This is a genomic window from Protofrankia sp. CiP1_Cm_nod2, from assembly GCF_920664355.1.
In the GTDB taxonomy this organism is placed as follows: Bacteria; Actinomycetota; Actinomycetes; order Frankiales; family Frankiaceae; genus Protofrankia.
Map to the genome: position 1 here is coordinate 1 of NZ_CAKKTL010000009.1, position 11,169 is coordinate 11,169.

An 11,169-nucleotide genomic window follows, 5' to 3' on the forward strand; every position below is an offset into this window, starting at 1 on the left:
TGTACTCCGCGTCCAGACCGTTGGAGAAGAAGAACGACAGGTTCGGCGCGAAGTCGTTGATGTCCATGCCGCGGGCGAGGTACGCCTCGACGTAGGTGAAGCCGTTGGCCAGGGTGAAGGCGACCTGGCTGATCGGGTTCGCCCCGGCCTCCGCGATGTGGTAGCCGGAGATCGACACGGAGTAGAAGTTGCGGACGCTGTGGCCGATGAACCATTCCTGCACGTCGGCCATGCAGCGCAGGGCGAACTCGGTGGAGAAGATGCAGGTGTTCTGCCCCTGGTCCTCCTTGAGGATGTCGGCCTGCACGGTGCCGCGCACGGTCGACAGCGCCCTGGCCCGCACCTCGGCGGCCTCGGCCGGGGTGGGCTCGCGGCCCTCGGTGGCGGCGGACCGCTCCAGCTGCTGGTCGATGGCGACATTGAGGAACATCGCGAGGATCGCGGGAGCCGGCCCGTTGATCGTCATGGAGACGCTCGTCGTCGGCGAGCACAGGTCGAAGCCGGCGTAGAGCTCCTTCATGTCGTCCAGGGTCGCGATCGAGACCCCGGACGTGCCGATCTTGCCGTAGATGTCGGGGCGGGGCGCCGGGTCCCGGCCGTAGAGCGTGACCGAGTCGAACGCCGTGGACAGCCGGGTGGCCTCCGAGCCCCGGGAGAGGTAGTGGAACCGCCGGTTGGTGCGGAACGGGTCGCCCTCGCCGGCGAACATCCGCGCCGGCGCCTCGCCGACCCGCTTGAACGGGAACACCCCGGCGGTGAACGGGAACCGGCCGGGCAGGTTCTCCGCGCGCAGGAAGCGCACGAGATCACCGTCGTCGCCGGTGCGGGGCAGCGCCACCCGGGGTATCGAGGTGCCCGACAGCGTCGTGCGGCGCAGCGGCGTGTGGATCTCCTTGCCGCGCACCGTGTAGACGAGCTCCTCGCCGGAGTACTCCGCCACCGTCGCCGGCCAGGCGTCCAGCTGCTCGCGCACGCTGGGATCCAGGCCCTTCTCGGCACCCTCGAGCAGGGCGTCGAGCCCCGCGTACCGGTCGCCGGCGGCGGCGAGCTCCTGGTGCGCGGTGCGCAGGTGCTGGCGCCGGCGGGCCGCCTCGACCTGCTCGGTGCTGTGCCGGTGGTAGGAGCGCACGGTCTCGGCGATCTCCGCCAGGTAGCGGACGCGGGACGCCGGGAGCACCCTCGTCAGCCCCGAGGACGCCTTGACCGACACCCGCGGCAGCGTACCGGCGGCCAGCGGCAGCCCCTTGGCCGCGAGCAACGAGATCAGGTGCTGGTAGAGCGCGGTGACCCCGTCGTCGTTGAACCGGGCCGCGCTCGTCCCGAACACCGGCATGTCCTCCCAGGAGGAGCCGAAGGCCTCCCGGTTGCGTACCAGCTGACGGCCGACGTCGCGGCGGGCGTCCTCGGCCCCGGGCCGCTCGAACTTGTTGATCGCCACCACGTCGGCGAAGTCCAGCATGTCGATCTTCTCAAGCTGGGACGCGGCGCCGTACTCGGGCGTCATCACGTACAGCGAGACGTCCACCAGGTCGACGATCCCGGTGTCGCCCTGGCCGATGCCCGGCGTCTCGACCACGACCAGGTCGTAGCCGGCGGCCTGGCAGGCCGCGATCACGTCGCCGATCCGTTCGGGCAGCTCGCTGCCGGCACCCCGGGTCGCCAGGGAGCGGAAGAAGATCCTGGACGGGCCGTCGCTGTCCCCGAGCACGTTCATCCGGATGCGGTCGCCGAGCAGTGCGCCGCCGGCGCGGCGGCGGGTCGGGTCCACCGCGATCACGGCGGCGCGCAGCTTGTCCTGTTGGTCGAGGCGCAGCCGGCGCAGCAGCTCGTCGGTCAGCGAGGACTTGCCGGATCCGCCCGTGCCCGTGATGCCCAGCACCGGGATTCCGGGCCGGGCCGCCTGGCGCACCTGGCGCGCGAGTTCGGGCGAGGCGCCGCCCTGCAACACGGTGATCGCCCGGGCGAGCGCGCCCTGGTCACCGGCTGCGATTGCCGGCACCGACGGCAGGTCGGCGGTCAGGTCGGTGTCGCACTCGGTGACAATGATGTTGATCATCCCTGGCAGCCCGAGCCGCTGCCCGTCCTGCGGCGAGAAGATCCGGGCGACCCCGCGGGAGTGCAGCAGGGCGATCTCGTCGGGGACGATGACACCCCCTCCCCCGCCGTACACCCGGATGTGGCCGGCGCCGCGCTCACGCAGCCGCTGGACCAGATAGCTGAAGTACTCGACGTGCCCGCCCTGGTAGGACGACAGTGCCACCGCCTGGGCGTCCTCCTGGATCGCGGCCGTGACCACCTCCTCCACACCGCGGTCGTGGCCGAGGTGGATCACTTCGACGCCCTGGGACTGCAGGATCCTGCGCATGATGTTGATCGCCGCGTCGTGGCCGTCGAACAGGGAGGCCACGGTGACGACCCGCACCGGATGCTGCGGGACGTGCAGGGGTGACTGACTGGCTACGCCCATCCTCGAAACCTCCGGACCAACGGCGGGCACACTTTCCCGTCCAATAGTTGGACGGGCAGATATTAGGATGCCCACACAATAGGCCGGGAGTCCAGACCCCGACATGATCGTTATTTTGCGAAGCCGTCCGGCCGGAGCAACAACGGAAGACGGCAAGAGGGCGTTCCAGCCAGGAAACACCCACAGAATCCACAACACCCACCGAGCGTCACCCACCGGACGCCGGGCCAGTGAGGCCGGGCCAGTATCGCCCGAAGCCGCACCCAGGGAACAGGGAACAGGATCGGACAGGGGCCCGAGCCGCCCGGACCCCTACCGCACCACCGGGCGTAGGGGCCCGTACCCGACGGGCGGTCCGCCAGGCCGTCCTCGGAACGGTTCCGGCTGGCGGCCGGCCGCCCACGCCAGGCGTACGGCGACGGCCGGACGTTCCTCGGGAGGGAGGGAACATCCGGCCGTCAGACGTCCGCGGAAGAACAGCGACCGGACGTCCGCGGACACGATGCCGCACAGCGGCGGCCCGGCTACCCCTTGCGCTTCTCGATCGCCTCGGTGAGCTGCGGGACGACGTTGAACAGGTCACCCACGATGCCGTAGTCGGCGAACTCGAAGATGGGCGCCTCCGGGTCCTTGTTGATCGCGACGATCGTCTTGGACGTCTGCATCCCGGCCCGGTGCTGGATCGCACCGGAGATGCCGACCGCGACGTAGAGCTGCGGCGACACGGTCTTGCCGGTCTGGCCGACCTGCTGCTGGTGGGGGTACCAGCCGGCGTCGGTCGCCGCCCGGGACGCGCCCACCGCGGCGCCGAGGCTGTCGGCCAGCTTCTCGACCAGCACGAAGTGCTCGGCGGCGCCGAGGCCACGGCCGCCGGAGACCACGATCTGCGCCTCGGTGAGGTCGGGACGGCCCGACTTGGCCTCGACCACCCGGTCGAGGATCTTCGCCGACTTCGCGGCGTCCGAGATCGTGATGTCGACGTTCTGCGTCACCGGGGTGGTCGGCGCGGCCTCGGGGGCGGTGGTGTTCGGCCGCACCACGAGGATCGGCGTCCCCTTGGTGACCTTCGAGGTGACGATCGTGGAGCCACCGAAGATGCCCTGGGTCGCGGTCAGGTCCGCCGCGACGGCGACCGCGTCCCAGAGCAGGCCGGACCCGGTCTTCGCGGCCGTGCGCGCGGCGGCCTCCCGCGCCTCCGCGGTGGCGGCCGTGAGGACCGCCGCGGGTGCGACGTCGGTCACCAGCTTGGCCAGCACCTCGGCCACCGGCGCCACCACATAGTCGACGACGTCGTCGGACTCGACGACGTACACCTTCGACGCCCCGTACTCCGCCAGGAAATCCTTGATCTTGGCGTACGTGCCGGGAGCGCCGAGGAAGACCGCGGACGCCTCGCCCAGTGACCGGGCGAGCGTCAGCAGCTCGGCAGTGACCTTCTTCGGCTCGCCGTCCGCGTGCTCGACGAGTACCAGAACCTCAGCCATTGGATAAGGACCCCTCAGATCAGCTTCTGCGCGACGAGGAACTCGGCGGCCTTCGTACCGCCGTCGCCCTCGTCCTTGACGATCGTCCCGGTCTGGCGGGGCGGCGCCGGCTGGGCGTCCACCACCGCCGACCCGGCGTTGGCGAGCCCGACCGTGGCGGGATCCAGGCCGGCGTCGGCGACGGACACGGTGGTCAGCGGCTTCTTCTTGGCCGCCATGATCCCCTTGAACGACGGGTAGCGCGGCTGGTTGATTTTCTCGACGACACCGACGACCGCCGGTATGGACGCTTCCACCAGAGCGTAGCCATTGTCGGCCTGGCGCTCGATACGAACGGTGCCCGCCCCCGGGTCGACGGTCACCTTGCGGGCCTGGGTGAGCTGCGGGAGCCCGAGCTGCTCGGCGAGCAGGGCCCCCAGCACACCGCCGCGGGCGTCGGAGGCCTCGGCGGCGGTGATGACGATGTCGGGCGACAGCGTGGAAATAACTTTCGCGAGCGCGGCGGACGTCTGCAGCGCGTCGGAGCCGGCCAGCTGCTCGTCGGTGATGTGCACGGCCTTGTCCGCACCCATCGACAGCGCCTTGCGGATGGTCTCGACGGCCTTCTGCGGGCCCAGGGTGACCACTGTCACCTCGCCACCATGGGCTTCCTTGATCTTCAGGGCCTCCTCGACACCGTACTCGTCCATCTCGTTTATGACGTTGTCCACACTTTTGCGATCGATCGTCCGGGTAACCGGGTCAAGCTTCTTCTCTGCCCAGGTGTCCGGCACCTGCTTGACAGTAACGACGATGTTCACCACGCCTCGAGGCCTCCGTAGCCACTTTTATCGGTCTGCTTGTTCCTGACATGGTCGCACCGGCAACGTTGTCACGCCCAATGATCGCCGGCGCGCTCCGAACCATGCCCCGTCCACGTTGCCACCGGAAGGCACCCGCGTGTGCATTCGGGCCGACTTCTGCACAGCCCCTTCCAGCACCGTGATCGGATCACTACTTTCTGTCCTGAGCCTCAAAAACACCATGCCGTCACGAAAAGTAATCATACGAGCCACGAGGGCACAATGAACAGAAAACCGGAACTGATCGGCTTCGTTCGGGATAATGACCCTGTATCGGACAAAGATGGATCCCGCCCGACACTGTTCGCACGTCTACTCGCCGAGATCTCGATCTCCGACACCCGCTTCGCCCGACAGGTCAACGAGCGCGCACGGCGACACCGCCGGATCGAGCTCGCGCTGGCACGGACCACAGTGGGCCACTGGCGCCGCGGCATGCGCCCCCGCGACCCCATGGTGGCCGAGCTCGCCGCCGCCGAGATGTCGGCGCTGGTGGGCTACCAGATCACCCCGACCGACCTCGGCTGGCGGGGTGAGACATTCCGCGGGGACGACTTCGGGCTCACCGTGGCCGAGCAGCCCGCGGGCACCCTTGGAACCATCGCCGGACTTTCAGGACGCGACATGCGCAGGCGAGATCTCTTGCAGGACGGAAGCGCGTTCGTAGCGAGCGCTTTCGCGGACTCGGTGCTGGCCAGCCTCACCGGCGTCGTCAGAACGGTCGACGACGCCGCCCCGGCCCCCGCCCCGACCGCAATGATGATCAGGGACATGACCGACACCTTCCGCAAACTCGACGCCCGCTACGGCAGCGGCGAGATCCGCGGACAGGTAGTCGCCTTCCTACACGACCGGGCCAGGACCGCGCTGGAGGCCCGGCACACCCCCGACCTCTTCGGCGCGCTGGCCGAGCTGACCCAGTTCAGCGGCTGGCTCGCCCAGGACTGCGACCGTCAGTCACTGGCACAACGCTACTATATACAGGCGCTCGGCCTCGCCGAACACGCCGGGGACGCCATGCTGGCCAGCCGGATCCTCTCCGTCATGAGCGACCAGGCCGGGTGCCTCGGGCAGCTCCGCCAGAGCCTCGCCCTGGCCAGGGCCGCCCTCGACCGCTCCCGCACCGTCGCGTCCGGCTCGGTACAGGTGATGCTGCACGACAGGCACGCCTGGGCCCTGGCCCGCAACGGCGACGAGGCCGGCTGCGGCAAGGCGCTGTCCGCCATGGACGCCGCGCTCGACCGGGCCGACGGCGGCGACGGCCCGGCGTGGTCCGCGCACTACAACGAAGCGGACATCGCCGAGTGCAAGGGCCACTGCTTCATGCTGCTCGGGCGGGCCCGGCGGGCCGAGCCCCTGCTGCTGGAGTCCCGCGCCCGGCAGCTCCCGTCCCGCACCCGCACCCGCAGCTACGCCGAGGCGGATCTCGCCCTGTCCTACCTGCGCCGGTCCGGCCCGGACGTCGAGGCCGCCCTGGACGCCGGACGCCGCGCGGTCGACCTGGCAAGCACCCTCGACTCCGTCCGGATCACCGAGAAACTGCGCGAACTCGACCGCGAACTGAGCCGACACGGCGGCATCGTCGCCGTCCGCGAGTGGCGCCAACACGCCGCCCCCCTGGTGGCCCGTCCCGACCGCCCCACCAAGGTGGCGGCGACAGCCGTCTCCGTCTGACCCGCCTCCCCCGCGCGGTCACCACCGGCCGTACGGCCAGCGCCCACCGCTTGACCGGCGCCGGCCGTACGGCCGGGCATCGCAGACGACCGCGTTCCGCGTGGCGACCGGGCCCGGTAGCGGGCCACGCGGGCGCGCGGCGGCATCCGGGCGCGTTACATCTCCATATTGTTCCTGCAATGCGTCATATACATCACACCTTTTGCTGTGCGTGGGGGGTCGTCGACACGTAGTGGTTACCAGTGCGTAAGGTCGGGTTTCATGGTCAGGCATGAGCCGGCGACGACGCCCCGCCACACCGCTGAGCCCCAGCGCACCGCTGAACCCCGCCGCGACGTCGAGGCTCGCCACGACGACGGGCCCCACCAGGGCGTCGAGGCCGACCCCACGTCCGACGATCAGAACACGCTGCTTGCCTGGGCGGTCTTCGGGGAGCGGACCGTGCCGGGGGTGTGGTTCGAGCGGTACTGGTTCAAACGGCATGAGGCGGCCTACGCCGCGTTCGCGCCCTTCACCACCGGGGCCGTGGTCGTCGAGGCGGGCTGCGGTGAGGGGTACGGCGCGGCGATGCTGGCGAGGTCGGCCTCCCGGGTCGTCGCGGTCGACGCCGACGCCGACGTCGTCGAGCACGTCCGGCGCGCCTATCCCGCCACCATCCCCGTCCGTGCCGATCTCCAGCGGCTGCCGTTCGCCGACGCCACCGCCGAGGTCATCGCGAACCTGCAGGTCATCGAGCATCTCCACGATCAGGAGGCGTTCCTGGCCGAGTGCGCCCGGGTGCTGCGCCCGGCTGGGACGCTGGTGCTGACGACCCCGAACCGGCTGACCTTCTCCCCGGGGCTCGACACCCCCGCGAATCCGTACCACACCCGGGAGCTGGCCCCGGACGAGCTCACGGCCCTCCTCGAGGAGCATTTCGTGGTCACCCGCCGGTGGGGCGTGTGGCACGCGCCACGGCTGCGGGCGTGGGAGCGCCGCAACGGCGCGATCGTGGACGCCCAGCTCGCCCGCCCCTACCCGCAGTGGTCCGCCGCGCTGGCCGAGCGGGTCCGCCGTACCGGCATCGACGACTTCGCCCTGCACCCGGACACCGCCGACACCCCGATCACCGCCAGCCTCGACCTGGCCGTGGTCGCCTACCGCCGGCCATGAGCCAGCCTGCCCGGACGCCGGCCGCGCCGGTCGGGACGTTCTGTCTGGTGCTGCACAGCCATCTGCCGTGGGTCGCGCACGCCGGCGCGTGGCCGGTCGGCGAGGAATGGCTGTACCAGGCGTGGACCGGCGCCTACCTGCCCCTGGTCGACCTGCTCGAACGCCTCGCCGACGCCGGCCACCACGACGTGCTCACCCTCGGTGTCACACCCGTGCTGGCCGCCATGCTGGACGACCCGTACTGCCTGTCCGAACTGGCCAGATGGACGGCGGACTGGCAGCTTCGGACACAGGGCGCGCTGGTGGACGGCGTGCCCGGCGCGGGCTACGAGGGCGCGCTGGCCACCGCCGCCCGGCACGCCGTCGAGGGCCGCTGGCGGCACGGGGCGTCACCGCTGCTGCGCCGCCTGGCCGACGCCGGGGTCGTCGAACTGCTCGGCGGGCCGGCGTCCCATCCGGTGCTGCCGCTGCTGGACGAGCGGATCGTCCTGGCCCAGCTCGGCGCCGGCCTCGACGACGCGGCCCTGCGTCTCGGCACCCGGCCCGGCGGGATCTGGGCCCCGGAGTGCGCCTACCGGCCGGGGCTGGAACGCCACTACGCCGCCGCGGGCGTGACCCACTTCGTGGTGGACGGCCCGACCGTCGGCGGTGAGACCGCCGGCGCCTACGACGTCGCCGGCAGCGGGGTGCTGGCCTTCCCCCGCGACCTCGGCGTCTCCTATGAGGTGTGGTCGCCCACCGCCGGCTATCCCGGGGGCGGGTGGTACCGCGACTTCCACACCTTCGACCACGGCAGCGGCCTGCGGGTGGCCCGGGTGACCTCGGTGGACACGCCCCCCGGGCGCAAGGCGCCCTACGAGCCCGCCGCCGCCCGCCGGGCCGCCGCCGACGACGCCGCGCGCTTCGTCGGTGTGCTGCGGCGGCGGCTGACCGAGCTGGCCGAGGCCAGGGGCGGCCGCCGCGCGCTGGTCGTGTGCGCCTTCGACACCGAACTGTTCGGCCACCACTGGCACGAGGGGCCGGCGTTCCTGGAGGCGCTGCTCACGCTGCTGCCCGACGCCGGCATCCAGGTGACGACGCTGTCGCGGGCGGCCGCGGCCGGGCACGTCGAGGGCGCCCGCGACCTGCCGGCGGGCTCCTGGGGGCTCGGCAAGGACTTCCACGTCTGGGCGGACGTGACCGACCTGACCAAGCTCGCCGCCGAGGTGAACGGCCGGCTGGTCGAGGTCGTGACCGCCGCCGCCCACCCGGCCCGGCGTGACGACGTCCTCGACCAGCTGGCCCGGGAGGCGTTCCTCACCGGCGCCAGCGACTGGGCGTTCTGCGTCACCCACGACAGCGCCGCGGACTACGCCAGATCCCGGGCCTACACGCACGCGGGACGTTTCGACGCGCTGGCCGACGCCGTCCAGGCCGGCGACCGCCTCGCCGCCACCAGGCTCGCCCGCCACTACCACACCCTGGACCACCCCTTCCCAGCCCTGGACGCCCGCCAGCTCACCAGAGCCTGACCGGGCTGTGGAGCTGTAGAACGCGATGCGGACAGAAGCCCCCGCCCCTGATGATCAACCCAGCTCGACAACCATGGGCCTGAGCCGGTTACATGCCACCGCGGATCCACCGCGAGGGCTACTTGGACGAACCAGATCAACAGCCCTGGGGACGTAGAATCGGCGCATGAGCATCACGCTCGACCTGCCCGACGAGCTCGTCCGCCGCCTCACCGCCGAGGCCGAACGGCGTGGCACCCATGTCGTCGACGTCATCGCCGACCTCGCCGCCCAGCTCCCTCCGGCTGAGACCTCGGCCCGCCGCAGGCTCGCCTTCGTCGGCGTAGGCGCATCCCACTCGGGCATCACCCCTCGCATCGACGAGCTTCTGGCCGACGGCTTCGGGCGGGACTGACACCAGGGGTGCTGCTCGTCGACACCGGAGTCATCGTCGCGGCCGCGGACCGCAACGACCCCCACCACACCGCCTGCGCGCAGCTCCTCGAGCGAACAGACAGCCCGCTCGTCACCTCGCCCCTCGTGATCGCCGAAGCGGCCTATCTGATCAATCGCGAACTCGGCCCTACGGCGGAGCTTGCCCTCTACACCGCCATCATCGACGATGCCCTCACCGTCGAGACCCTCACCCATACCGACTGGACCCGCATCCGGGAACTCGCCGGTCGATACCGCGGCCTCCCACTCGGCGGCACCGATGCCAGCGTCATCGCTCTCAGCGAACGACTCGGAACAGACCAGGTAGCCACTCTCGACCACCGTCACTTCCGCGTCGTGCGCCCCGCCCACACCTCGGCTCTCACACTCCTGCCATGGAGATGCCTGCCGCTGTCACGCCGGCGGCGGGAAGGGCGCGGAAGCCGGCCGTGCTGGCACCATGCGGTCGGCCGCGGTGCTGGGGTGTGGTTGGGCCCACTGTCGGATCCGCGTCCGACCCTGGTGGCCGCGGCGGCTGTCCCTACCGGCAACCTGTTGTCATGACCTCCCCGCATCCGGAGAGCGGTTCCGACCTGCCCGTGTTCCCTGGCGAACCGGAGCGGCCGGGGGCGAAGGGCCGCGCCACCGCCGTGATACCGCCACGCACCCTGACGATCTTTCTTTCCTGGGTGGTCGCCGGGACGCTCGTGATCATCACCGCGGGCCGGCTGCTCCATCTGGACGACGCGCTGAGCTGGCCGTACTCGGGGATCAACGCGTTCGCCCCGGTCGAGTACCTGCCCGCCTACATGGCGCTGGCGGCCGCCTTCGCGCTGCGGCGCAACCGGCTGCTGATCGTCTCGCTGCTGGCCGTCATCGCCCATCTGGCCTTCACCGTGCCCGAGCTGTGGCCGGGGAAGCCCGAGGCCGTCCCCGCCGACGCGGCGAAGGTGCGGATCATGACGTCCAACCTGCTGTACACCAACGGCGACGCCGGGCGGCTCGGTGCCCAGATCACCCGCCTCCGGCCCGACATCGTCGTGCTGGAGGAGGTCACCCCGCTCACCCTGGACGCGGTGACGAAGTCCGGCGCGCTGGCCGGCTACGCCTACCGGGAGGCGCATCCCCGGCCGGATCCGTTCGGGGTGGCGGTGTTCTCCCGGTTCCCGCTCGTCCAGGCGGAGCTGCCGCTGGTCGGTGACCTGCCGTCGCTGCGCATGACGGTCCGGGTGGACGCCACCCGGCAGTTCCGGCTCTTCGCCGTCCACACGGTGTCACCGACGAGCCGCGAGTACGCCACCCGGTGGCGGCAGCAGCTCGACACCCTGCGGGCGGAGGCCGCCCTGGCCCGCGTCCCGGTGGTGCTCGCCGGTGACTTCAACGCCACCCGCGACCACCGGCCGTTCGCGCGCCTGCTCGACGAGCGGCTGCGGGACGCCCACGACGTGGCCCACGCCGGCTGGGCCCCGACCTGGAACGCCAACCATCTGGTGCTGCCACCGCTGCTGCGGATCGACCACGTGCTGGCGTCGCCGCGGTTCGCCGTCACCGGCTACCAGGTGGGCGACGAGATCGGCAGCGACCACCGGCCGCTCGTGGTCGACCTCGCCCTGCGCTGAGCCCCC

The 11,169-nt window shown here is 71.2% G+C and carries 9 protein-coding genes; 6 read left to right on the forward strand and 3 right to left on the reverse strand.

What is annotated here, in order from left to right:
* The 3 genes from NBW84_RS01875 to NBW84_RS01885 form a co-directional block, all read right to left on the reverse strand.
* Positions 1-2,467: methylmalonyl-CoA mutase family protein (locus tag NBW84_RS01875; protein WP_250281103.1), on the reverse strand; the 2,467-nt coding region annotated here is incomplete at its 3' end.
* Positions 2,468-2,991: 524 nt separating this feature from the next.
* Entirely contained in the window at positions 2,992-3,951 is a 960-nt protein-coding gene (locus NBW84_RS01880) for an electron transfer flavoprotein subunit alpha/FixB family protein (protein WP_250281105.1), read from the reverse strand.
* 14 nt (positions 3,952-3,965) lie between these two features.
* A complete protein-coding gene (locus NBW84_RS01885) occupies positions 3,966-4,751 on the reverse strand; it encodes an electron transfer flavoprotein subunit beta/FixA family protein (protein WP_445548529.1) in 786 nt (261 codons plus the stop codon).
* Positions 4,752-5,015: 264 nt separating this feature from the next.
* Here NBW84_RS01885 and NBW84_RS01890 point away from each other — a divergent pair, with 264 nt between their 5' ends.
* From NBW84_RS01890 to NBW84_RS01915, 6 genes are all read left to right on the forward strand, one after another.
* Positions 5,016-6,467, forward strand: a complete 1,452-nt coding sequence (locus tag NBW84_RS01890; protein WP_250281110.1) for a transcriptional regulator — start codon at positions 5,016-5,018, stop codon at positions 6,465-6,467.
* 261 nt (positions 6,468-6,728) lie between these two features.
* Positions 6,729-7,619: a class I SAM-dependent methyltransferase gene (locus tag NBW84_RS01895; RefSeq protein ID WP_250281111.1), complete on the forward strand. Its 891-nt coding sequence runs from the start codon at positions 6,729-6,731 to the stop codon at positions 7,617-7,619.
* Positions 7,616-9,130: a 1,4-alpha-glucan branching protein domain-containing protein gene (locus tag NBW84_RS01900; protein WP_250281112.1), complete on the forward strand. Its 1,515-nt coding sequence runs from the start codon at positions 7,616-7,618 to the stop codon at positions 9,128-9,130. Before NBW84_RS01895 ends, NBW84_RS01900 begins: the two co-directional genes overlap by 4 nt.
* Before the next feature lie 166 nt (positions 9,131-9,296).
* A complete protein-coding gene (locus NBW84_RS01905; protein WP_250281114.1) occupies positions 9,297-9,524 on the forward strand; it encodes a hypothetical protein in 228 nt (75 codons plus the stop codon).
* 8 nt (positions 9,525-9,532) lie between these two features.
* Complete coding sequence (locus NBW84_RS01910) at positions 9,533-10,108, forward strand: PIN domain-containing protein (protein ID WP_250281116.1); 576 nt, start codon at positions 9,533-9,535, stop codon at positions 10,106-10,108.
* Complete coding sequence (locus NBW84_RS01915; protein ID WP_250281119.1) at positions 10,105-11,163, forward strand: endonuclease/exonuclease/phosphatase family protein; 1,059 nt, start codon at positions 10,105-10,107, stop codon at positions 11,161-11,163. The genes NBW84_RS01910 and NBW84_RS01915 overlap by 4 nt, the downstream gene beginning before the upstream one ends.
* Positions 11,164-11,169: the final 6 nt, after the last annotated feature.

Coding starts and splice junctions, on each gene's coding strand:
- NBW84_RS01880 (WP_250281105.1), bottom strand. CDS start 3,951: ATGGCTGAGGTTCTGGTACTCGTCGAGCACGCGGACGGCGAGCCGAAG.
- NBW84_RS01890 (WP_250281110.1), top strand. CDS start 5,016: ATGAACAGAAAACCGGAACTGATCGGCTTCGTTCGGGATAATGACCCT.
- NBW84_RS01895 (WP_250281111.1), top strand. CDS start 6,729: ATGGTCAGGCATGAGCCGGCGACGACGCCCCGCCACACCGCTGAGCCC.
- NBW84_RS01900 (WP_250281112.1), top strand. CDS start 7,616: ATGAGCCAGCCTGCCCGGACGCCGGCCGCGCCGGTCGGGACGTTCTGT.
- NBW84_RS01905 (WP_250281114.1), top strand. CDS start 9,297: ATGAGCATCACGCTCGACCTGCCCGACGAGCTCGTCCGCCGCCTCACC.
- NBW84_RS01915 (WP_250281119.1), top strand. CDS start 10,105: ATGACCTCCCCGCATCCGGAGAGCGGTTCCGACCTGCCCGTGTTCCCT.